This is a genomic window from Streptomyces sp. NBC_01276 (assembly GCF_041435355.1).
In the GTDB taxonomy this organism is placed as follows: domain Bacteria; phylum Actinomycetota; class Actinomycetes; order Streptomycetales; family Streptomycetaceae; genus Streptomyces.
The window spans coordinates 3,535,177-3,556,793 of record NZ_CP108442.1; the positions used below are offsets into that span (position 1 = coordinate 3,535,177).

At 72.7% G+C, this 21,617-nt stretch carries 25 protein-coding genes; 11 read left to right on the plus strand and 14 right to left on the minus strand.

The annotated features are described in order from the left end of the window. Positions 1 to 243: 243 nt before the first annotated feature. The 3 genes from ispF to OG295_RS15480 all read right to left on the minus strand — a co-directional run bounded on the left by ispF (position 244) and on the right by OG295_RS15480 (position 2,233). Complete coding sequence (gene ispF, locus OG295_RS15470; protein ID WP_371677415.1) at positions 244 to 768, minus strand: 2-C-methyl-D-erythritol 2,4-cyclodiphosphate synthase; 525 nt, start codon at positions 766 to 768, stop codon at positions 244 to 246. Then, positions 758 to 1,504 carry a 2-C-methyl-D-erythritol 4-phosphate cytidylyltransferase gene (gene ispD / locus OG295_RS15475; protein ID WP_371677416.1) on the minus strand — a complete coding sequence of 249 codons (747 nt, stop codon included), beginning with the start codon at positions 1,502 to 1,504 and terminating at the stop codon, positions 758 to 760. The genes ispF and ispD overlap by 11 nt, the downstream gene beginning before the upstream one ends. A 246-nt stretch (positions 1,505 to 1,750) precedes the next feature. Continuing rightward, complete coding sequence (locus OG295_RS15480) at positions 1,751 to 2,233, minus strand: CarD family transcriptional regulator (protein WP_003953493.1); 483 nt, start codon at positions 2,231 to 2,233, stop codon at positions 1,751 to 1,753. Between the two features lie 553 nt (positions 2,234 to 2,786). Here OG295_RS15480 and OG295_RS15485 point away from each other — a divergent pair. Next, the gene (locus tag OG295_RS15485; RefSeq protein ID WP_371677417.1) at positions 2,787 to 3,464 is read left to right on the plus strand and encodes a DUF461 domain-containing protein; all 678 of its coding nucleotides are present in this window, start codon (positions 2,787 to 2,789) and stop codon (positions 3,462 to 3,464) included. Positions 3,465 to 3,538: 74 nt separating this feature from the next. On the opposite strand, the gene OG295_RS15490 is transcribed toward OG295_RS15485, so the two are convergent. Both OG295_RS15490 and OG295_RS15495 read right to left on the minus strand, forming a co-directional pair. Then, positions 3,539 to 4,219 carry a response regulator transcription factor gene (locus tag OG295_RS15490; protein WP_007265514.1) on the minus strand — a complete coding sequence of 227 codons (681 nt, stop codon included), beginning with the start codon at positions 4,217 to 4,219 and terminating at the stop codon, positions 3,539 to 3,541. Beyond that, positions 4,216 to 5,460 (minus strand): sensor histidine kinase, encoded by a 1,245-nt coding sequence (locus OG295_RS15495; RefSeq protein WP_371677418.1) that lies wholly within the window; start codon positions 5,458 to 5,460, stop codon positions 4,216 to 4,218. Before OG295_RS15495 ends, OG295_RS15490 begins: the two co-directional genes overlap by 4 nt. Before the next feature lie 209 nt (positions 5,461 to 5,669). Between OG295_RS15495 and phoU the strand changes: the two genes are divergently transcribed. Continuing rightward, complete coding sequence (gene phoU, locus OG295_RS15500; RefSeq protein ID WP_030232376.1) at positions 5,670 to 6,347, plus strand: phosphate signaling complex protein PhoU; 678 nt, start codon at positions 5,670 to 5,672, stop codon at positions 6,345 to 6,347. Between the two features lie 114 nt (positions 6,348 to 6,461). Beyond that, entirely contained in the window at positions 6,462 to 6,617 is a 156-nt protein-coding gene (locus OG295_RS15505) for a hypothetical protein (protein WP_266840676.1), read from the plus strand. A gap of 79 nt (positions 6,618 to 6,696) precedes the next feature. On the opposite strand, the gene OG295_RS15510 is transcribed toward OG295_RS15505, so the two are convergent. After that, the gene (locus OG295_RS15510) at positions 6,697 to 7,155 is read right to left on the minus strand and encodes a hypothetical protein (RefSeq protein ID WP_371677419.1); all 459 of its coding nucleotides are present in this window, start codon (positions 7,153 to 7,155) and stop codon (positions 6,697 to 6,699) included. Positions 7,156 to 7,486: 331 nt separating this feature from the next. Between OG295_RS15510 and OG295_RS15515 the strand changes: the two genes are divergently transcribed. Beyond that, positions 7,487 to 7,696 (plus strand): hypothetical protein, encoded by a 210-nt coding sequence (locus OG295_RS15515; RefSeq protein ID WP_371677420.1) that lies wholly within the window; start codon positions 7,487 to 7,489, stop codon positions 7,694 to 7,696. An 80-nt stretch (positions 7,697 to 7,776) separates the two neighbouring features. Here OG295_RS15515 and OG295_RS15520 read toward each other — a convergent pair whose 3' ends face one another. After that, positions 7,777 to 8,535 (minus strand): phosphoglyceromutase, encoded by a 759-nt coding sequence (locus tag OG295_RS15520; protein WP_266840671.1) that lies wholly within the window; start codon positions 8,533 to 8,535, stop codon positions 7,777 to 7,779. Between the two features lie 164 nt (positions 8,536 to 8,699). Between OG295_RS15520 and OG295_RS15525 the strand changes: the two genes are divergently transcribed. Next, positions 8,700 to 10,094, plus strand: coding sequence for an MDR family MFS transporter (locus OG295_RS15525; protein ID WP_371677421.1), 1,395 nt, complete (start codon positions 8,700 to 8,702; stop codon positions 10,092 to 10,094). 82 nt (positions 10,095 to 10,176) lie between these two features. Here OG295_RS15525 and OG295_RS15530 read toward each other — a convergent pair whose 3' ends face one another. Further along, on the minus strand, positions 10,177 to 10,665 hold the full coding sequence (locus OG295_RS15530) for a YbjN domain-containing protein (RefSeq protein ID WP_371677422.1): 489 nt from the start codon (positions 10,663 to 10,665) through the stop codon (positions 10,177 to 10,179). Next, positions 10,658 to 12,040, minus strand: a complete 1,383-nt coding sequence (gene mshA, locus OG295_RS15535) for a D-inositol-3-phosphate glycosyltransferase (protein ID WP_371677423.1) — start codon at positions 12,038 to 12,040, stop codon at positions 10,658 to 10,660. Before mshA ends, OG295_RS15530 begins: the two co-directional genes overlap by 8 nt. 198 nt (positions 12,041 to 12,238) lie before the next feature. Between mshA and OG295_RS15540 the strand changes: the two genes are divergently transcribed. From OG295_RS15540 to OG295_RS15550, 3 genes are all read left to right on the plus strand, one after another. Then, the gene (locus OG295_RS15540; RefSeq protein WP_371677424.1) at positions 12,239 to 13,051 is read left to right on the plus strand and encodes a class I SAM-dependent methyltransferase; all 813 of its coding nucleotides are present in this window, start codon (positions 12,239 to 12,241) and stop codon (positions 13,049 to 13,051) included. Between the two features lie 211 nt (positions 13,052 to 13,262). Continuing rightward, positions 13,263 to 14,360 carry an NlpC/P60 family protein gene (locus OG295_RS15545; RefSeq protein ID WP_371677425.1) on the plus strand — a complete coding sequence of 366 codons (1,098 nt, stop codon included), beginning with the start codon at positions 13,263 to 13,265 and terminating at the stop codon, positions 14,358 to 14,360. A gap of 417 nt (positions 14,361 to 14,777) precedes the next feature. After that, a complete protein-coding gene (locus OG295_RS15550; protein WP_371677426.1) occupies positions 14,778 to 16,127 on the plus strand; it encodes a PP2C family protein-serine/threonine phosphatase in 1,350 nt (449 codons plus the stop codon). 28 nt (positions 16,128 to 16,155) lie between these two features. Here OG295_RS15550 and OG295_RS15555 read toward each other — a convergent pair whose 3' ends face one another. The 4 genes from OG295_RS15555 to OG295_RS15570 all read right to left on the minus strand — a co-directional run bounded on the left by OG295_RS15555 (position 16,156) and on the right by OG295_RS15570 (position 18,313). After that, positions 16,156 to 16,494, minus strand: coding sequence for a DUF2516 family protein (locus OG295_RS15555; RefSeq protein WP_371677427.1), 339 nt, complete (start codon positions 16,492 to 16,494; stop codon positions 16,156 to 16,158). 115 nt (positions 16,495 to 16,609) lie between these two features. Next, positions 16,610 to 17,221: a hypothetical protein gene (locus OG295_RS15560; RefSeq protein ID WP_371677428.1), complete on the minus strand. Its 612-nt coding sequence runs from the start codon at positions 17,219 to 17,221 to the stop codon at positions 16,610 to 16,612. 23 nt (positions 17,222 to 17,244) lie between these two features. Further along, entirely contained in the window at positions 17,245 to 17,721 is a 477-nt protein-coding gene (locus tag OG295_RS15565; protein WP_371677429.1) for a helix-turn-helix domain-containing protein, read from the minus strand. Positions 17,722 to 17,953: 232 nt separating this feature from the next. After that, the gene (locus OG295_RS15570; RefSeq protein ID WP_371677430.1) at positions 17,954 to 18,313 is read right to left on the minus strand and encodes a winged helix-turn-helix transcriptional regulator; all 360 of its coding nucleotides are present in this window, start codon (positions 18,311 to 18,313) and stop codon (positions 17,954 to 17,956) included. 49 nt (positions 18,314 to 18,362) lie between these two features. Here OG295_RS15570 and OG295_RS15575 point away from each other — a divergent pair, with 49 nt between their 5' ends. After that, on the plus strand, positions 18,363 to 19,238 hold the full coding sequence (locus tag OG295_RS15575) for an NAD(P)-dependent oxidoreductase (RefSeq protein ID WP_371677431.1): 876 nt from the start codon (positions 18,363 to 18,365) through the stop codon (positions 19,236 to 19,238). Positions 19,239 to 19,384: 146 nt separating this feature from the next. Then, entirely contained in the window at positions 19,385 to 19,726 is a 342-nt protein-coding gene (locus OG295_RS15580) for a DoxX family protein (RefSeq protein ID WP_371677432.1), read from the plus strand. A gap of 31 nt (positions 19,727 to 19,757) precedes the next feature. Here OG295_RS15580 and OG295_RS15585 read toward each other — a convergent pair whose 3' ends face one another. Next, a complete protein-coding gene (locus tag OG295_RS15585; RefSeq protein WP_371681205.1) occupies positions 19,758 to 20,657 on the minus strand; it encodes a sigma-70 family RNA polymerase sigma factor in 900 nt (299 codons plus the stop codon). A gap of 140 nt (positions 20,658 to 20,797) precedes the next feature. On the opposite strand from OG295_RS15585, the gene OG295_RS15590 reads away from it, so the two are divergent. After that, positions 20,798 to 21,577 carry an SDR family oxidoreductase gene (locus OG295_RS15590; RefSeq protein WP_371677433.1) on the plus strand — a complete coding sequence of 260 codons (780 nt, stop codon included), beginning with the start codon at positions 20,798 to 20,800 and terminating at the stop codon, positions 21,575 to 21,577. The last annotated feature ends 40 nt before the right edge of the window (positions 21,578 to 21,617 follow it).

Genomic DNA, 21,617 nt, shown 5'->3' on the forward strand with positions numbered 1-21,617 from the left:
GTAGTGGGCCTCTAGCAGTGCCCCGCGACCCTTTCGGCACCCGGGGGCGGGTTTGTTGCCGAAGAGGCGCGGACGCGGGCCCCGCGGGGTCCCGTACGGGCGGTTTACCCGCCTTGCCCGGCGCCTTCCGGCGACGTGCGGCGCCCCGGGCCGCCCCGGGCCGCCGCGCGGCCTCGACCGGGCCACGAGGCCCCGGCCCGGCGGGCCGGGGGTGCCCGGGACGGTCGGACGCGGTAGGGACGGTCAGACGCGGTAGACGAGTGCCGTGGCGATGGCGGCGAGCCCCTCGGCACGGCCCGTGAGGCCGAGGCCGTCGGTGGTGGTGCCGGAGACGGCGACGGGGGCGCCCGCCGCCGCCGCGAGCGCCTTCTGCGCTTCTTCGCGCCGCTTTCCGATCTTCGGGCGTACGCCGATCACCTGGACCGCGATGTTGCCGATCTCGAACCCCTCGGCGCGCACGATCCGGGCGGCTTCCGCCAGCAGGGTCACGCCCGCGGCACCGGACCACTCGGGCCGGTCGGTGCCGAAGTGGGCGCCGAGGTCGCCGACCCCGGCGGCCGAGAAGAGGGCGTCACAGGCGGCGTGGGCCGCTACGTCCCCGTCGGAGTGACCGGCGAGACCGTCCTCGCCCTCCCACAGCAGCCCGGCGCACCACAGCTCGCGCCCGGCCTCGAAGGCGTGGACGTCGGTCCCGATCCCGACGAGCGGGATCAGCGGGGCGGAGCCGGCAGCGGCCCGCGCGGCCCGCTCTTCGGAATCAGTACGCATCGTTGGCCCTCCTGCGGGCGAGTACGGCCTCGGCGAGGACCAGGTCGAGCGGACGGGTGACCTTGAAGGCCTCTTCGTGGCCGGGGACGACCACGACGGTGACCCCGGTGCGTTCCACCATGCCGGCGTCGTCCGTGGCGCCCTCGCCGCTGACGGCGATGGCCTCGTGGGCGCGCAGCAGGGTGGCGAGGTCGAAGCCCTGCGGGGTCTGTACGGCGCGCAGCCGGGCCCGCTCGGGCGTGGCGACGACGGGCTCGGGCCGGCCGGGCGCGGCGGGCTCGACCTCCTTGACGGTGTCGGCCAGCGGCAGGGCGGGGACCACGGCGGGGGCGCCGTCGCGGACGGCCTCGACGACGGAGTCGACGGTGTCCACGGGGACCAGCGGGCGGGCCGCGTCGTGGATCAGTACGGAGGTGATGTCCGCCGGGAGCGCGTCCAGCCCGGCCCGCACGGACTCCTGGCGGGTGTCCCCGCCGGGGACGACCAGGATCTCGGTGCGCTCGGGCAGCGCGTGCTCGTCCAGGAGGTTGCGCACCTCGGCGGTCCCGTCGGACGGCGCGACGACCACGACGAGGGACACCGCGCGGGAGCGGGCCATGGCGCGGACGGCGTGGATCAGCATCGGCGTCCCGCCGAGGGCCCGCAGGGCCTTGGGCGCGCCGGGGCCGAGGCGTACCCCGCGTCCGGCGGCCGGGATCACCGCGGCGGTGCGGTGGGGGCGCGTTTGGTCAGACATCAGTAGTAGCTCCGGGCCAGGTTTGTGACTTCGGCCGACATGGGTATGGCCTGAAGGGTGCCGGGTGCGACGCCCTCGCCCCTTCCGTGACGACCGGTCGAGCCGGCTGGCCGGGCCCGGCACGCCAGAAGCAGGCCTACGGGTCCGTGGATGCGGATGCAGACATGCCGCAGCGCCCGGCAACGACCCCCTCGTCGAGGGGGTCCGTCATCGGGCACCGCGGCACACTGTGGTTCGGTTCGAGCGTCAGGACGCGAGAACCTCGTCGAGGAGGGCCTCGGCCTTGTCCTCGTTGGTGTTTTCGGCGAGCGCGAGCTCGCTCACCAAAATCTGACGCGCCTTCGCGAGCATGCGCTTCTCACCCGCGGAAAGCCCGCGCTCACGCTCACGACGCCACAGGTCACGCACCACTTCGGCGACCTTGATGACATCGCCAGAAGCGAGCTTCTCCAGATTTGCCTTGTAGCGCCGGGACCAGTTCGTCGGCTCTTCTGCGTACGGTGCGCGGAGCACCTCGAAGACCCGGTCCAGCCCGTCCTGGCCGACTACGTCGCGAACGCCGACGAACTCCGCATTGTCCGCAGGCACACGAACCGTCAGGTCGCCCTGGGCGACCTTGAGCACCAAGTAGGTCTTGTCCACGCCTTTGATCTGGCGAGTTTCGATGGCCTCGATCAGCGCGGCCCCGTGATGGGGATAGACCACGGTGTCGCCAACCTTGAACGTCATGTGACAGGTACCCCTTCCGTGGCTATCCAGGGTAACACGAGAACTGACTGTTATGAATGGCGTTTTCGCAGGTCAGGGCACATCTCGGGGCTTGACAACAGCGACACGAACGTGCTGCGAAGGGCTTCCGGAAGGGGGTATTCGCAGGTCGGAGGCGCTGTACGGACCGGCCGAATCGACCACGTTACACCTGGCGAAGGAGCCCACGAGTGTGACGTACGTCCCGTTTTGCCGGGTTCTGAGACCGGAAACGGAAGTACTCCGTTCGACTGGCGGGCATGCGTACGGAGCGGGTTCCGGCCCAATCCCGAATTGATCACGGATCCACGTTCGGGGGAATCCGGAAATTGATCACCGCGCGGCGTCCGGGGGTTATGGGAATGCAAGATCGCGGGGCGGGGGCGGCACGGGGCGCGCGGAGCGGAGGGTCGGGTGCGGGGGCGGGGCGGCGGCTCGGTAACCTAAGCGCGCTGACACACCCTTAGGGCGGCTTTACCTCGGCCGTCCCGAGAGCCCACCCTCCCGTCCGTACGTCCTAGGAGTTGCCGCAGCCGTGAGCCGCAGCCTTCGACGCGGCGCCCTCGCCGCTACCGCCATCGTGTTCTCGATCGCCTCGCTCGCCGCGTGCGGTGCCGGCAACGACGCGCAGACTCTCCAGATCAAGCCGGACAACGCCGCCGCCACCAAGGGCGACATCAAGGTCCAGAACGTACTGGTGATCAGCCAGGGCGAGAAGGGCAAGAAGGGGCCGGCCTCCGTCTCGGCGACCGTCTTCAACACCGGTGAGAAGCCGCAGGTCCTCAGCGGCATCACCCTGCCGGCCACCAAGTCCAAGGTGGTCCTGAAGGGCGCCGGCGGCGCCGACAAGATCATCGTGCCCCCGAACGGCTCCGTGGTCCTGGGCGGCAAGGGCAACGCCTCCGCCTCCATCGAGGGCGGTGTCGCCTCCGCGGTGGAAGCGGGCAACGTCGAGGAAGTCGTCTTCCAGCTGAGCAGCACCGGTGACGTGCCCGTGGGCGCGCAGGTCGTGCCCGCCGCCGGCATGTACGCCGGCTTCGGCCCGACCGAGGCCCCGGCCGCCGCTCCCGCGGCCCCGGCGGGCTCCCCGTCCGGTTCCCCCTCGGGCTCCCCGTCGGGCTCCCCCTCCGGTTCCCCGTCGGGCGCCGCGGGCGCCTCGGCCTCCGGTACCCCGTCGCCGTCGGGCAGCGCCTCGCACGCCGCCGGCCACTGACGCCGGGAGACACGAAGGGAGGGCCCCGGCCGCTGATGCGGCCGGGGCCCTCCTTCGTTCGTACGCCCGCCGGTCTACGGCTCGAACTTGTAGCCGAGGCCGCGGACGGTCACCAGGTAGCGCGGAGCGCCCGGGTCGGGTTCGATCTTGGCCCGGAGGCGCTTGACGTGGACGTCCAGGGTCTTGGTGTCGCCGACGTAGTCCGCGCCCCAGACCCGGTCGATCAGCTGCATGCGGGTGAGCACGCGGCCGGCGTTGCGCAGGAGCATCTCCAGCAGGTCGAACTCCTTCAGCGGGAGGTCCACCTTGGCGCCGGCGACGGTGACCACGTGCCGGTCCACGTCCATCCGTACCGGACCCGCCTCCAGGGCCGCCGGGGTGACCTCCTCCGGCTCGCCGCGGCGGCGCAGCACCGCGCGGATGCGGGCGACGAGCTCGCGGGAGGAGAAGGGCTTCGTGACGTAGTCGTCCGCTCCTATCTCCAGCCCGACGACCTTGTCGATCTCGCTGTCCTTGGCGGTCACCATGATCACGGGGACGTTGGAGCGGCCGCGCAGCTGCCGGCAGACCTCGGTGCCCGGCAGACCGGGCAGCATCAGGTCGAGGAGGACGAGGTCGGCGCCGTTGCGCTCGAACTCGTCGAGCCCGTCGGGACCCGTCGCGGCGATCGCGACCTCGAAGCCTTCCTTGCGGAGCATGTAGGACAGGGCGTCGCTGAAGGATTCCTCATCCTCGACGACGAGCACTCGGGTCACGGAAGGACCTCCGGGGCAGGGATGGGTGTTTCGGGTTCGGGCTGGGGCTGGGGTCGGGCGGGTGCGGGGGCGTCCGCCGGGATCTGCACGGCCGCCTCGGGCAGGCGCAGGGTGAACGTGGAGCCCTGGCCCTCGGAGCTCCACACCGACACCTCCCCGCCGTGCGAGGCCGCCACGTGCTTCACGATCGCGAGGCCCAGTCCGGTTCCTCCCGTGGCGCGGGAGCGGGCCGGGTCCACGCGGTAGAAGCGCTCGAAGACGCGCTCGCGGTCCTTCTCCGGGATGCCGATGCCCTGGTCGGTCACGGCTATCTCGATCAAGTCTCCACCCGGCGCGGTCACCCGGCGCGCAGCGATGCCGACGCGGGTGCGGGCGGGGCTGTAGTTGACGGCGTTCTCGACCAGGTTGCCGAGGGCGGCGGCCAGCTGCCCCCGGTGACCCCATACCCGCAGGTCGGCGGTGCCGCCGGCGGCCATGGTGATCTGCTTGGACGTCGCCGTGTGGCGGCACCGGTCGATGGCCTCGGCCACCAGGGTGTCCACCCGCACGGGCTCGGCGTCCTCCAGTGCCTCGTCGTTCTGCACCCGGGAGAGGTCGATCAGCTCCTGCACGAGGTTGATCAGACGGGTGGACTCGATCTGCATGCGGCCCGCGAAGCGGCTGACCGCCTCGGGGTCGTCGGCGGCGTCCATGACCGCCTCCGAGAGCAGGGAGATCGCCCCGACCGGGGTCTTCAGCTCGTGCGACACGTTCGCGACGAAGTCGCGGCGGACCGCCTCGATGCGGCGGGCCTCGGTGAGGTCCTCGACGAGCAGGAGCACCAGGCGGGAGCCGAGCGGCGCGACGCGGGCGGAGACCGCGAGGGCCTCGCCGCGGCCGGTGCCGCGCCGGGGCAGGTCGAGCTCGATCTGTCGTATCTCCCCGTCCCGGCGGGTGTCGCGGGCCATGTGGAGCATGGGCTCCACGGCCAGCTTGCCGCCGCGGACCAGGCCCAGGGCGTACGCCGCCGAGCTGGCCTTCACCACCGCGTCTCCCTCGTCGAGGACGACGGCGGAGGAACGGAGCACGGAGAGGACGGTGTCCACACCGGGCGGGAGCACCGCGTTGATGTCGGGGCGCATGGAGCTCCGGGTGGGGCGGGCCTGGTCGCGCTCGCTCCAGCGGAACGCCAGCATCGCGATCACACCGGTGCACAGACCGGCGATCGCTGCAGCTGCGGCGACCGCCGCGTTCACGTCCATGGATCCAGGTTAAGCAGGCAGAACGACACTTCCACAGCCGTTCGGGTGGCAGCTCGAACACTCGTCGCCCAGAGTTCACCCTGGCGACGGGGTTGATTCACTTGTGATGCCGGAGTCGGACGCGTTGGCACCCGAACGTGTAGAACGTGGGGCCAGGAGCCACGCAGCAGACGAGCAGGCAGTAAGAGCGGCAGGAGAGGGACACCACCATGCGCGACGCGTACCACGAGGAACTGGACTCGATCGGAGAAAGCCTGGTCGAGATGGCCCGGCTCGTCGGTTCCGCGATCGGGCGGGCGACGACCGCGATGCTGGACGCCGACCTGAAGCTGGCCGAGAGCGTGATCGCCGCCGACCAGAAGGTCGACGACCTGCAGCACGACCTCGAAGCCCGTGCCATCGCGCTGCTGGCCCGCCAGCAGCCCGTCGCGACCGACCTGCGCATCGTGGTGACCTCGCTGCGCATGAGCGCCGACCTGGAGCGCTCCGGCGACCTGGCGCAGCACGTGGCGAAGCTGGCGCGCCTGCGCTTCCCGGACCGTGCCGTCCCGCGCGACCTGCACGCGACCATCCTGGAGATGGGGCAGCTGGCGCAGCGGCTGATGGCGAAGGCGGCCGAGGTCATCATCACGAAGGACGTCGACCTCGCGCTCCAGCTGGAGCAGGACGACGACGAGATGGACCAGCTGCACCGCACCCTCTTCCAGCACCTGATGGACGACCGCTGGAAGCACGGCATCGAGACGGCCGTCGACGTGACCCTGCTGGGCCGCTACTACGAGCGCTTCGCGGACCACGCGGTGTCGGTGGCGAAGCGCGTGGTCTACCTGGTGACGGGTGAGCACGCGGACGAGCTCCAGCAGCCGACGCAGGTCGACGGGGTCTGACCGTCCGCTCCCGAGCCCCAATGCGCCGTTGACGCGCCGGTGTGGCTGGGCATGAATGAGGCGAAGGCGCTCCGTCACCGGGACGCCACGCCTGTGCGCCCACGAGGAGGATCCATGCCCGATTCCCCCGTCCCGATCACCCCGGAGCAGGACCAGCAGCCGTCGTCCCGTCCGGAGCCCCTGCGCCTCCCCCTGCTCGCGGCCTGCGGCTGCGGGTCGGGCTGCGGCTGCGGCTGCCAGTCCGGAGCACCCTGCCAGTGCGGGGGCTGACACCAGCCCGTCGAGCACGCCCGAAGGGCCCCGCCGGACCGCGTCCGGTCCGGCGGGGCCCTTCGCCGTGCCGCAGCGGTCAGTCGCCGGTGTTGGTGGCCCAGACGGGCTGGTTGGCGCTGTTGTAGACGACGGCGTTGCCGTCGTCCTGGACGGACAGGTAGTGGCCCTTGTGCCAGGTGCCGGCGGCCCAGACGGGGTTGCCGTTGCTGTCGTAGACGACGAAGTTGCCGTCTTCCTGGAAGACGGCGCTGTTGGCCTTCGGCCAGACGCCGGGCGCCTGCCAGGCGGCCTTGCCGTCCTTGTAGAGGACGAAGTTGCCGTCGCTCTGGACGCGCAGGACGGTCCGGCCGTTGCCGGAGGTCCACGCCTGGTTCTTGTGGAGGGTGGAGCCGCCGTAGAAGTGGGCGTCGCTGCGGGCGGTGGAGGCGGCGGCCCGCGGCGCGGACGAGGCGTCGGCGGCCGGGCCGGAGGCGAGTACGGGCAGGAGGGCGAGGGCGAGCGCGGGGAGACCGCGCCTCACGAGGTTCTTGATCATGACCAGGAGTTGTAGCCGGGCGGCGCTCGGGCCCGACAGCGCAGAAACGACGCACTCACCCGTCCGGCCCACCACCTTCAGCGCCGAAACGCCACTTCACACCCGCTCCGCACCCTCCTTTCCCATCTCAAACCAACGAAAAAGCCCCACCCCGGCGCGAAACCACCGCCCTGCTCCCCCACCCCGCGAAAAAGCCCCCACCCACGGAGAAACCGCTGGTGGGACGGGTGGGACGCTGGGCCGCAGGTGGGCGACCTCGCGGGACCCCCGGGCCACCCTCCGCCGGCGAAACCCGGCGGCGCCCGTCGCGGAGTTGTGCGATCTTGCTGCCATGAGCGACCCCTCCACACCCTCCACGACGGTGGCCGACGCCGACATCCTCGCCCGCCGCCCCATACCCGCCATCAAGGCCTTGCGGGCACACCTCGGCTGCTCCCTCCAGGACGCGGTGACCGCCTACGAGGACCGCTACGAAGCCCTGCGCCTCGAACACCCGGACGTCCTCCCGAAGCTCCTCGACGACCCCGACGAGGACTCCTGACCCACACACGGCCCGGGACGACGAAAAGGCCCCCCACCCACTGGAAACCAGCGGGCGGGGGGCCCTTCACGTGATGGGGGTTACTTCTTGCCCTGGTTCTTGACGGCCTCGATGGCGGCGGCCGCGGCGGCCGGGTCGAGGTAGGTGCCGCCCGGGTTGAGGGGCTTGAAGGAGGCGTCCAGTTCGTAGGCGAGCGGGATGCCGGTGGGGATGTTGAGGCCCGCGATGTCGGCGTCGGAGATGCCGTCCAGGTGCTTGACCAGCGCGCGCAGGGAGTTGCCGTGCGCGGCGACCAGGACGGTGCGGCCCGCGAGGAGGTCCGGGACGATGGCGTCGTACCAGTACGGGAGCATGCGGACGACGACGTCCTTGAGGCACTCCGTCCGCGGGCGCAGCTCCGGCGGGATGCTCGCGTAACGCGGGTCCTCGGACTGGGAGAACTCCGTGCCGTCCGCGAGGGCCGGCGGCGGGGTGTCGTAGGAGCGGCGCCACAGCATGAACTGCTCCTCGCCGAACTCGGCGAGGGTCTGGGCCTTGTCCTTGCCCTGGAGGGCGCCGTAGTGGCGCTCGTTCAGGCGCCAGGAGCGGTGGACCGGGATCCAGTGGCGGTCGGCGGCCTCCAGCGCGAGCTGGGAGGTGCGGATCGCGCGCTTCTGGAGGGACGTGTGGACCACGTCGGGGAGGAGGTCGGCGTCCTTCAGGAGTTCGCCACCGCGGACCGCCTCCTTCTCGCCCTTCTCGTTGAGGTTGACGTCCACCCAGCCGGTGAACAGGTTCTTCGCGTTCCACTCGCTCTCGCCGTGACGGAGGAGGATCAGCTTGTACGGTGCGTCGGCCATGCGTACGAGCCTAATGGACGGGCCGGTGCGCCCGCGCGCGGCACCGGAGGGCCGCGGAGGGGCCCTCGATTGACGCGCGGCGTCAATCGAGTGGCGGCCCCGAGGGGCGTCCTCGTAATGTGCCGAGAGCCGGAGCGGCGCTTACATCACCGGGGGGAATCCTTATGTCCGTTGGCAGGTTGAGACAGGCCGCGCGGGAGAGCGTGGCGGGTCTGCCGAGTGCCTTCTGGTGGCTGTGGGCGAGCACGCTGGTGAACCGGCTCGGGGCCTTCGTCGCCACTTTCATGACCTTGTACCTGACTCTGGACCGGGGCTACTCGGCCTCCTTCGCGGGACTCGTCGTGGCCCTGCACGGGCTGGGCGGGGTGGTCTCCTCGCTGGTGGCCGGGGTGATGACCGACCGGCTCGGGCGGCGGCCGACGATGCTGGCGGCGAACGTGTCGACGGCGTTCTCGGTGGCCCTGCTGGGATTCATGGAGCATCCGGCGGCGATCGCGGCGGTGGCCCTGCTGGTCGGGATGACCTCGAACGCCTCGCGCCCGGCGGTGTCCGCGATGATGGCCGACATCGTCCGGCCGGAGGACCGCGTACGGGCCTTCGCGCTGAACTACTGGGCCATCAACCTCGGCTTCGCGATCAGTTCGGCGGTGGCGGGGCTGGTGGCGGAGTACAGCTACCTGGCCGGTTTCCTGGGCGAGGCGGCGCTGACGCTGGTGTGCGCGGTGCTGGTGTTCGCGAAGCTGCCGGAGTCGCGGCCGGTGCGGGACGCGGCCCAGGAGGAGGCGGCCGGGCCGGAGACCAGGCTGGGGGACGTGCTGCGGGACGGGCGGTTCATGGGCGTCGTCGGGCTGTCGTTCCTGATCTCGCTGATCTTCACGCAGGGTTCGGTGGGGCTGCCGGTGGCGATGGGCGCGGCGGGCTTCTCGCCCGGTGACTACGGGCTGGTCGTCGCGGTGAACGGGGTGCTGATCGTGGCGCTCCAGATCCCCGTGACGCGGTTCATCGAGCACCGGGACCCGCAGAAGCTGCTGGTGGTCTCGGCGCTGCTGGCGGGGTACGGGTTCGCGATGACGGCCTTCGCGGGGCCGCTGTGGGCGTACGCGCTGACGGTGACGGTGTGGACGCTGGCGGAGATCGTGAACTCGCCGACGCAGATGGGACTGGTGGCCCGGCTGTCGCCGGTGCACGGGCGCGGGCGCTACCAGGGGATGTACACGATGTCGTGGGCGGTGGCCGCGCTGGTGGCGCCGCTGATGGCCGGGTTCGTGATCGACCACCTGGGCGCGGCGTGGCTGTGGGGGGCCACGGGGGTCCTGGGGACGGTGGCGGCGCTGGGGTACTGGCTGCTGATGCGGAGCCTCCCGGAGGGTGGACCGGGGGCGCCGGTGGCGCCGGTGGCGGGCAGCAGGGCCGGCTCGGGAGGTTCGGCCGGATCGGATGCCGGATCGGATGCCGGATCGGATGGCTCCGCTGCCGGATCGGGCGGATCGAGTGGCTCCGCCACCGCGGCCGGGCCGGTCCCTGCCGGGGCGCGGCCGGTGGCCGCCGCCGAGGCGTAACGCCCCGGTGGGGCCGCGCCCGGCGCTGCGGGGCAAGGGGCGCGGGCCCGTAGGCCGGCCTCGGGCCGAGGCCCCGGCCGCCTCAGGCCGAGGGGCGCGTCAGGTGCTTGAAGGCGTCCAGGTTGCGGGTGGACTCGCCGCGCGAGACGCGCCACTCGTACTCGCGCCGGATCGCGCTCGCGAAGCCGAGCTCCAGGAGGGTGTTGAAGGCGCCGTCCGCCGCCTCCAGGACGGTCCCGAGGAGACGGTCCAGGTCCTCCGGGGTGATGACGGACAGCGGGAGCCGGGCCGTGAGGTAGACATCGCCGAGGGGGTCGACGGCGTAGGCCATGCCGTACAGCTTGAGGTTGCGCTCCAGCAGCCAGCGGTGGACGCCCGCCTCGTTCTCGTCGGGGTGGCGGATGACGAAGGCGTTCACCGAGAGGGAGTGCCGGCCGATCCGCAGCGAGCAGGTGGTGCTCAGCTTGCGGGTGCCGGGGAGCTGGACGACGTAGCTGCCGGGCTCGGGGCTCTCCCAGCCCAGCTCGGCGCCGGCCAGCGTGGACTCGATGATCGCGGCGGTGTCAGCCATGGTGGGAGCGTACGCGACGGCGGTGGTCGTGCATGGCCGCGGTGTACACGTCCGCCGTTCCGCTGGCGGCGGTGTCCCAGCCGAAGAACTGCGCGTGCCGGGCGGCCTCGGCGCCCATCCGGTCCGTGAGACCGGGTTCGTCCACGAAGCGGCGCAGTTCGCGCGCGTAGTCGACGGGGTCGTGGCCGGGTACGAGGATGCCTGTCACCCCGTCGTTGACGGCGACGGGCAGCCCGCCGACCGAGGCCGCGAGGACGGGCGTGCCGGTGGCCTGGGCCTCGATGGCGACGAGCCCGAAGGACTCGCTGTACGAGGGCATGACCAGGACGGAGGCGGCCCGGAACCAGTCGGCGAGCTGGTCCTGGCGCACGGGCGGGTGGAAGTGCACGAGGTCGGCGATGCCGAGCGTGGCGGCGAGCTTCTGGAGCTCCTCGGGCTTGGCGAGGCCGCTGCCGCTGGGGCCGCCGACGACGGGGACGAAGAGGCGGGTGCGCAGCGAGGGGTCGCGGTCGACGAGCTCGGCGATGGCGCGGAGCAGGATGTCGGGGGCCTTGAGGGGCTGGATGCGGCCGGCGAAGAGCGGAATCACGGCGTCCTGCGGCAGCCCGAGGCGGGCGCGGGCGGCGGCGCGGCCGTCGCCGGTGGTGAAGCGGTCGAGGTTGACTCCGGGGTGCACGACGGCGACCTTGCCCGGGTCGGCCTCGTAGTGGCGGACGAGCTCGTCCGCCTCCTCGGCGGTGTTGGCGATGAGCCGGTCGGCGGCGGCCACGATCTGGGTCTCGCCGATGACGCGGGCGGCCGGTTCGGGGGCGTCGCCCGCGGCGAGGGCGGCGTTCTTGACCTTGGCCATGGTGTGCATGGCGTGGACGAGCGGGACGCCCCAGCGTTCGGCGGCGAGCCAGCCGACGTGGCCGGAGAGCCAGTAGTGGGAGTGCACGAGGTCGTAGTAGCCGGGGCGGTGACCGGCCCAGGCCTGCATGACGCCGTGGGTGAAGGCGCACAGCTGGGCCGGGAGCTCCTCCTTGGCGAGGCCCTCGTACGGGCCCGCGTCCACGTGCCGGACGAGGACGCCGGGGGCGAGCTCGACGACGGGCGGCAGGCCGCCGGTGGTCGCGCGGGTGAAGACCTCGACCTCGATGTTGATCGCGGCGAGGCGCTTGGCGAGCTCGACGATGTACACGTTCATGCCGCCGGCGTCGCCGGTGCCGGGCTGGTGCAGCGGTGAGGTGTGCACGCTGAGCATGGCCACGCGGCGCGGCTTGCGGTGGTGGCCGACGGCCGGGAGGCGCAGGCGGGGCGGGTCGTGGCGGGTGCCGCGTGCGGCGGCGATGCGGCCGCTGATGCTGCCGCCGAGACGGGACACGTACTGGCTCAAGGGAGCAGTTCCTCTCGCTCGGATCGCTCGGACGACGGGCGGGCAGCGCATGCGGGGCGGCATGGCTGCGGGAGCGCGGTCGGCGCCCTGCAAGGAGTGCAACCCGGATGGCGGTCCCCCGCATTCCGGGAGGCCCGGACTTCCTGCTCGGTTTGCCGGTTTTTTATCTTGCCGGGCCGCTCGGCATACGCTCGGCGCATGGTCTCCCGCAGCACTCCGCCGCCCCCGAAGCGCCCTGTCGGCACCGTGACGCGCGGGACCACGAACCCGAACCGGCTGCGGCGCATGGACCGCTGGATCGCGGCCTCGCACGGGGCGGCGCTGCGCCGCGCCGACGCTCCGGTGGCGGTCGACCTCGGGTACGGGGCCGCGCCCTGGACGGCGGTGGAGCTGCTGGCGCGGCTGCGGGAGGCGGCGCCGCGGGTGCGGGTGGTCGGCATCGAGATCGAGCCGGCCCGGGTGACGGGGGCGAAGCCGTACGAGCGGGAGGGGCTGAGCTTCCGGCACGGCGGCTTCGAGGTGCCGCTGGAGGGCGGGGAGCGCCCGGCCCTGATCCGCGCGGCGAACGTATTGCGCCAGTACGACGAGGAGCAGGTCGCGGAGGTCTGGCAGCGGCTCTGCGCACGGCTGGCCCCGGGCGGGCTGCTGGTGGAGGGGACCTGCGACGAGATCGGGCGGCGGCACGTGTGGGTCGCGCTGGGGCCCGAGGGGCCGCGCACGGTGACGTTCGCGACCCGGCTGGGTTCCCTGGAGCGCCCCTCGGACCTGGCGGAGCGGCTGCCGAAGGCGCTGATCCACCGGAACGTGCCGGGTGAGCCGGTGCACGCCTTCCTGCGGGACTTCGACCGGGCGTGGGCGGCGGCGGCCCCGTACGCCTCGTACGGGGCGCGGCAGCGGTGGATCCGTACGGCGCGGGCGCTGGCGGCGGACTGGCCGCTGGCGGACGGTCCGGGGCGGTGGCGGCAGGGGGAACTGACCGTGCGCTGGGAGGCGTTGCGCCCGGCGGGGTGAATGTCGGCGCGCGGGGAACGGGTGGCGGAAGCCGTCCGTTGAGTCGTCCGGGGTGGGCGAGACGTGGGCGGTCATGATCGGAACGGCATCCGGAGGGTGTTGGAATTCACCGAGTCGTGGCACCATCCCGGTGACAGTGCCAAGTTACTGATGAATAGTCAGATCTGATGTCGGGTGATGTCCGGTCTGGCGCGGGGCGGCTGGGGGAGTCATGGGGACCGCGAAGCGAGCTTCGTCGCGCGTGCAGGGAGTGTCCGCTCTCGCACTGCTGTGCGCGATGGCGATACTGACGGCCCCGGGGCTGGCGGTCGGCAGCGCGTACGCCGCGCCGGCGGCTCCCGCGGCGCCGGCGGCGCCGGCTCCCGAGCCGGAGGGCAAGTCCCTGGACCAGGTCCGCAAGGAGATCGAGGACCTCTACCGGCAGGCCGGGACCGCCACGGACGCGTACAACCTCGCGGTGGGCGAGACGAAGGCGCAGTCCGAGCGGATCGTCGAGATCGCCAAGCTGGTGGTGGCGGGCCAGGACCGGATCACCGGCCTCAAGGACCGCGCGGGCGCCGCCGCCCGCGCCCAGTACCGCTCGGGCGGGCTGCCGCCGGGCGCGGCGCTGGCGCTGAGCGACAGCCCGTCGGCGTACCTGGACGGCGCGGGCCGGCTGCGGCAGGGCGAGAAGGCCACGACGGACCTGCTGTCCGAACTGAACCGGACCCAGACCGACTTGGAGCGGTACGCCAAGGACGCGGGCGCGCTCTGGCAGAAGATGGAGGAGAACCGGGTCAAGCAGGAAGCCGCCAAGAAGGAGATCGAGGACAAGATCAAGGCGGCGGAGGCCCTGGAGAGCCGGCTGGCGGCCGAGGAGAAGGCCCGGCTGATCCAGCTGGAGCAGGAGGCTCAGTACAAGGCGCAGACGGCGTGGCTGTCGTCGGGCGCGATGAAGGACGTCAAGGGCGCGGCGACGGACGCCGGGAAGCGGGCGGTGCAGTTCGCCACGGCGCAGATGGGCAAGCCGTACGAGTGGGGCGCGGCCGGACCGGGCTCGTTCGACTGCTCCGGGCTGACCTCGCAGGCCTGGCTGGCGGCCGGGCGGCCCATCCCGCGGACCTCGCAGGAGCAGTTGCGGCTGTTGCCGAAGGTGGCGCTGAAGGACATGCGGCCCGGCGATCTGATCATCTACTTCGACGACGCGAGCCACGTCGGCATGTACGTCGGTGACGGCGCGATGGTCCACGCCCCGCGCCCCGGGCGCACCATCACGATGGCGGGCGCGGGCTCGATGCCGATCAAGGCCGTGGTCCGCCCCGACGCGTAAGCCCTGGCCGGGCGGTCCCGGATCCGGGGGCACACCCCCGGACCGGTCCGCGCCCCCGCGAGGCCCCGGGCCGGTGTCACGCCCCCGGGCCGGTGTCACGCCCCCGGGCCGGTCCGCGACCCCGGGGCGGGGCCGGCGGCCCCGGGCTCCGGCCCCGCCTGCGCTGCGGTCCGGTCCCGGACGGGCCCCGTCCCAGGGGTAGGCCCTGCCGGGGTGGCGGGGTGGCGGGGTGCCGGTGGCCGTAGGGGCCGGTTCCGGGATCGGTGGTGGGGGTCCCGGCGGGCGGACGGGGGTGGTGACGTTGGTCATCCCGGGAACCCGGCATCCCCCGCGATAAGGGCATATGACGGAGGCCCTCCCCCACCCCCGCCCCGATCGCCATTCCGCTCGCCGCCACCCGCCCGCTAGGGTCTGCGCATGAGCGCACCCTCGGGGGGAGGGAAGGAACCGGAAACGATGGCCGTACCCGTACCGCGGCAAAGGGAGATCCCGGTCGCGGAGAGCGGTGCGGCGGCCGCGCCGCCGGTCACCGCCACCGCACCCCCGGCGTCACTCACCCTGCTGGTGATAGAAGACGACCCGGCGGGCGGACTCACCGTCCCCGAGATCCTCGACGCCGACGGCCACCGCATCCGGCTGCGCAGCGCCCGCAACCTCACCGAGGCCGCGCGGCTGCTGACGCCCGACGTGCACTGCGTCCTGCTGGACCTGGGCCTCGCCCCGTCCGGCACGGGTTCCGGCACGGGTTCCGCCGCCGGTTCCGCTACGGGCTCCGCCGCCGACGCCGAGGACGACGGCCTCAGCGTCGTGCGCCAGGTCCTGCGCCTCGCCCCGCGGCACGCGGTCCTCGTCCTGACGGCCGAGGCGGACGCCGACCGCGCCGCCGAGGCGGTCCGCGTCGGTGCCCAGGACTTCCTCTTCCGCGACGAGCTCGACGGCCGGCTCCTGAGCCGGGCCATCCGCTACGCCGTGGAGAGAAAGCGGGCGGACATCGCCCAGTACAAGCTCGCAGAATCGAAACTGCGCGCCCAGGAGAACGCCCGTCTCGAACGCGGCCTGCTCCCCACTCCCCTGCTGGAGGGCTCCGACCTCCGCTTCGCCGCCCGCTACCGGCCCGGCCGCAGCCGGGCCCTGCTGGGCGGGGACTTCTACGACGCCGTCCGCACCCCCGACGGCACCGTCCACGCGATGATCGGCGACGTCTGCGGCCACGGCCCCGACGAGGCCGCCCTCGGCGTCGAGCTGCGCATCGCCTGGCGCGCGCTGACCCTGGCCGGGCTGTGCGGCGACGACCTGCTGGCCACCCTCCAGGAGGTCCTGGAGGTGGAGCGGCCCTGCGAGGAGATCTTCGCGACGCTGTGCACCGTGGACATCTCCCCCGACGGCCGCCGAGCGGGTCTGTGCCTGGCCGGCCATCCGGCCCCGCTCATATCGAGGCCGGGCCGCCGCGCGGAGCTCCTCCCGTACGAGAACAGCGGCCCGGCGCTGGGACTGCTGCCCCGGGCCCGCTGGCCCCGCCGCCAGGTCGACCTGGGCGGCACCTGGAGCCTGATGCTCTACACCGACGGCCTCATCGAGGGCCGTATCGGGGAGGGCCGCGAACGGCTGGGCCAGGACGGGATGGTCGAGATGATCAACCGCCACCTGGAGCGCGGCCTGAGCGGCGAGGGCCTCCTGGAGGCCTCCGTCACCGAGGCCCGCCGCCTCAACGGCGGGGAGCTCACCGACGACGTGGCGGTGGTCCTGCTCTCCCGCGCGGCGGGCTGATCCGCCCGGTCGTCAGGGAGCGGACGGATCAGCGGCCGCCGTTGTACGGGCCGTACGGTCCGTCGCTGCTGCTGCCGCCCCGGCGACGGCCGCCACCGGACACCTGCTTGAGGGCGGGGCGCACGTCGACCATGAACACGATGCTCGCCACCAGGCCCGCGATCTGCAGGAACAGCATCCCGAGGAAGAAGTCCACCAGGAGCGTGACGCCCAGGATGACGCACCAGAACGTCTTGGTCTGCTTCTCGGCGGCCCGGTAGGCGTCCTCGCGCGCCATCACCGCGAAGACGAAGGCCACCACGGCGATCGCCAGCATGGCGTAGCCGAGCAACGGCAGCACCCCGTTGTTGAACCCCTGCATCAGCATCGTCCGGACCGCCTTCTCACCTCGGGCACACCTGACTCCACGCTACCGCCGGAGTCCCTTTCCCAAACGACAACGAACCGGGCACCGCTCGGGTGCCCGGTCCGCGGTGCGTCGATCAGCTTTCGTCGCCGGACGTGGCGGCGGCCTTCTTGGCCGTGCCGGACGTGCCGCGGCGCGCGGTGGTCTTCCTCGCGGCGGGCTTCTCCTCGGCCCCGGTGGACGCCTCGGCGGACGCCCCGGTGGACGCCCCGGCGGCCGGCTCGCCCTCCGTCGCGGCCTGCGGCTCGGACGCCTCGGGCTCCACGGCCGCGGCGATGTCCACGATCTCCTCGGCGACCTCGCCGCGCCAGGACCGTACGGCCTGCTCACCGTGCTCGGCGACCTTGTCATAGGTCTCCTTGGCCCGTACGGCGTACTCGGCGGCCACGCCGACGCCGCGCAGCGCCAGGTCCTGGGCGGTCTCGCCCAGCTTCTTCGGGTCGATCGCGCCGAGGACCTCGGTGAACTTCGCGGTGACCGCCTCCTGGGCGACCTTGGCCTTCTCCTGCACGGCCTTGGTGTCCGCGTTCTTCACGGCCTCGATGCGCGCGGGGGCCTCGGCGCGCAGCTGCTCGATGAGGCCGGGCACCTTCTTCGCCTGCTGGACGGCGAGGTCGGCGGTACCGGCGGCGAAGTAGAGGGGGGTGGGGTCGGTGAGGGTCTTCTTCAGGTCATCGGCGATGGCCATGTGCTGGTCCTCCCGGATCACAGTCAGTTCGTAGGGGGCACCGCGGTGGTGTCGGAGTCGGCGCCGGGTCCGGATTCCGTGCCCGGAGCGGGAGCGGAAGCCGGAGCGGAACCCGCGGCGGCGGCGGAGCCGTCCGTCCCGGTCCCGTCCTCCTCCAGGGCGTTCTCCCTGCGGAACGCGTCGTAGATCTGGAGCAGCACCTGCTTCTGCCGCTCGTTGATCGACGGGTCGGAGAGGATGACGGCGCGCGTCTCCACCTCGTCCCGGTCCCGCTCGTCGAGGATCCCGGCCTGCACGTACAGCGTCTCCGCGGAGATCCTCAGCGCCTTGGCCAGCTGCTGGAGGATGTCCGCGCTCGGCTTGCGCAGCCCGCGCTCGATCTGGCTCAGGTACGGATTCGACACCCCGGCGGCGTCGGCGAGCTGCCGCAGCGAGAGCTGGGCCTGCCGCCGCTGCTCGCGGAGGTATTCGCCGAGGTTTCCGACGTTGAGCGATGCCATGCCACGATCCTGCCGCACCTTGCTAACTATTGCAAGCGGATGCTTGCAATAGCTCCCAGTGTCCCCGGCACCCACTTTTTTGTGGGTACTTGGCCGCGCCCGCCGTCCGGGCGAGGCTTGTCACGAGCGGCCGGCCCGGACGCAGAAAGGAGAGGGAGCCGGGCCGGGATCCAACGGGCCAGGGGTCCAACCGGGCCCAGGAGGCCGAGCGGCCCTACGAGGCCGAGCGGCCCTACGAGGCCGAGCGGTCCTCGGGGGCCTCGGTGAGCCGCTCCAGGCGGCGGTGGCCCCAGTCGGAGACCGGGCCCAGCGCCTCGGAGAGTTCGCGGCCGAACCCCGTCAGGGAGTACTCGGTCTTCAGCGGCAGCACGTCGTGCACCTCCCGGTGCACCAGGCCGTCGGTCTCCATCTCGCGCAGCGCCTGGGTCAGCACCTTCTCGGTCAGCCCCGGCAGCAGCCGGCGCAGCTCGCCGGGCCGCCGCGGACCGGATTCCAGCAGCCACAGCAGCGCGGTCTTCCACTTGCCGTCGATCACGGCGATCGCCGCCGTCACCCCGCAGACGTTCGGGTCCGAGGCCCGGCTGCGCGTCATCTTCGCCCCTTTTCCTGTCTGTTCCCGTTGCTCCAGAGGGAGTTCCACCATGCAGTCTGCCGTCACCGTCCTCGGCCTGGGCCCGATGGGCCGGTCCCTGGCCCGCGCCTTCCTGGACGCCGGCCTGTCCGTCACCGTCTGGAACCGGACCCCCGGCCGCGACCAGGAGCTGGTCGAACGCGGGGCCGTGGGCGCCTCCTCGGCAGAGGAGGCCGTCGCCGCCGGCGCGCTGAGCGTCATCTGCGTGGTGAACTACGACGCGGCCGACGCCGTCCTGCGGGCCGAACCGGTCACCCGCGCCCTCAAGGGGCGCACCCTCGTGAACCTCTGCGCCGACACCCCCGACCGGGCCCGGGAGACGGGCGCCTGGGCGGACCGCCACGGCATCCGCTACCTGGACGGCGCGATCATGACCCCGACCACCACCATCGGCACCGCCGCCTCGGTGTACATCCACAGCGGCCCGCGGGACCTCTACCTGGAACACCGCCCCCTGCTGGAGGCGCTGGGCGGCACCCACACCCACCTCGGCGAGGACATCGGCCGGGCCGCCGCCTACGACATCGCACTGCTGGACGTCTTCTGGACGGCGATGGCGGGCTACGCGCACGCCGTGGCGCTCGCGCGGGCCGAGGGCGTCACCGCGCGGGAACTCGCCCCCTTCGCCCAGGGCATCGGCGCGATCCTGCCGCCGCTGTTCGCGGAGACCGCGGCGGACTTCGACGACGGCGGCTTCTCCGGGAACGGCAACCCGCTCACCTCGGCGGTGTCGAGCATGGCCCACATCGTCCACGCCTCGGAGGCGCACGGCATCGACGCGGGCGTGATGCGCGCCGCCGAGGGAACGGCCCGGCGGGCCATCGGGCTGGGCCACGGGGCGGACGGGTTCATCCGGGTCGCCGAGGTCCTCGGCCGCCACCGCTGACCGGGCCGGCGGGTGCCCCGGAAGACCCTCCGGCGTACCCGCCGGGGCACCCGCCGAAAGTTTTTCCGGGAAGCTGTCACATCCGTACTTCGGCGCGGGTCAAAGGGATGTCGAACGAACGAGACACCGCCCCGAAGGAGCCCCCGATGTCCACCACCGCCACCGTCGTCACCCTGATCGCCGCCTTCATGGCCGGATTCTCCGGGGCCTCGGTCTTCTTCCGCGCCAAGTTCGTGGTCGAGCCCCTCGCCGAGTACGGCGTCCCGCGCAGCATCTGGAACCTGCTCGGCGCCGCCAAGGCCGCCGGGGCCGTCGGCCTCCTCGTCGGCTTCGCCGTCCCGGCCATCGGGATCGCCGCCGCCATCGGCCTCGTCCTCTACTTCACCGGCGCCGTCATCACCGTCCTGCGGGCCCGCGCCTACGCCCACGCCGTCTTCCCGATGATCTACGCGGCCCCCGCCGTCGCCGTCCTCGCCCTGGTCGCCTGAGACCCGGGCGGGGACGGCGGGCGGCCCGTCCTCAGCCCTGCGGGTCCAGGGCCGTCAGGTCCAGCAGGTCCAGCCGCTCCGGGTCGGACAGCACGTCGATCGCGACGATCTTCCCGCCGACGACGGTGAAGGCCATCACCGACACGGCCCGGTCCTTGCGCACCACCACGACACCCGCGGCGCCGTTGATCAGCGCCGGGCGGACGAACGGGACGAGCGAGGCGTACGTGACCGCCTGGCCCGCGACCGTCCGCGCACCCGTGAGCACGACGGTGAGGGCACCGCCCGCACCACCGTCGGAACGCAGCACCACGTCCGGGTCGAGTACGGACACCAGCGCCTCGAACCGCCCGTCCCGCGCTGCGGCGAAGAACGCGTCCACCGCCTCCCGCTGGCGCGCGAGGTCCGGATCGGGAGCCGGAGCCTGCCCCTGCACCTTGCGCCGGGCACGGGTGGCCAGCTGCCGGGTCGCCGCCGAGGTCTTCTCGATCAGCGGGGCGATCTCGTCGAACGGGACCGCGAACATGTCGTGCAGGACGAACGCCAGCCGCTCGGCGGGCGACAGCGACTCCATCACCACCATCAGCGCCAGCCCGACCGAATCGGCCAGCAGCACCTCCTGCTCCGGGTCGATCCGCCGCTCGGAACCGATCAGCGGGTCCGGGATCCGGGTCTCCGCCCGCTCCATCGGGTCCTCACGACGCTGCTCGCGCGAACGCAGCAGGTTCAGGCACAGCCGCGAGACCACCGTCGTCAGCCACCCGCCGAGGTTCTCGATCTCGGTCGCGCCGGTACGGTCCAGCCGCAGCCACGCCTCCTGGACCGCGTCGTCGGCCTCGCTCAGCGAGCCGAGCATCCGGTAGGACACCGCTCTCAGATGACTGCGGTGCTCCTCGAAACGCTCGGCCAACGAGGCCGCCACCGGGGGCATCACCGGGGGCGTCGGCGAAGAACTTCCGTCCACGTGTCACATTCCTTCCTCACTGCGGGTCAGTGCAGTAGACCCCACTCACCCGGACGGGGTTGTAGCCGGGAGGCCAACTCCCGGTCCACCGATCGGAGATGAACCGGATGACCGAGACGAACGCACCCCACGGCCCGCTGCTGGTCACCGGCGGCACCGGCACCCTCGGCAGCCTCGTCGTCCCGCTGCTGCGCGCGGCCGGACACCCCGTGCGCGTGCTGACCCGTACCGCCCGCGAGGCCGCGGACGGGGTCGCGTACACGAGCGGGGACCTGGTCGCGGACCGGGGCGTCGACGCCGCCATGGAGGGCGTGGAGACCGTCCTGCACCTCGCGGGCGGGGCCAAGGGCGACGACATCGCCGCCCGCAACCTGGTGCGCGCCGCGAAGGCGGCCCGCGTGCGCCACCTCGTCCTGATCTCGGTGATCGGCGCGGACACCGTTCCCCTGGGCTGGTTCCGGGCCAAGCTGGAGGCCGAACGGGCCGTCTCCGGCTCCGGGTTGCCGTGGACGATCCTGCGCGCCGCCCAGTTCCACGAGCTGGCCTTCACCGTGGCCGGGAAGCTGGCCGGACTGCCCGTGGTCCCGGTGCCGGGCGGCCTGCGCTGGCAGCCCGTCGACTCCCGCGACGTCGCGGAGCGGCTCGTCGAGCTGGCCCTCGGCAAGCCCGCCGGGCTCGTCCCCGACCTGGCCGGACCCGCCGTCCTGGGCCTCGGCGACCTCACCCGCGACTACCTCCGGGCCCACGGCCGGCGCCGCCCGACGCTGCCGGTGCGGATGCCCGGCAAGGTCGGCCGCGCCTACCGCGCCGGGGTCAACCTCTCCCTCGACGGCGCCGTCGTGGGGGAACGGACCTGGGAGGCCTTCCTCGCGGAACGCGTGGGCTGAGACGCGGGAACCGAGGACCGGAAGAGGCCCTGGGGCCGGG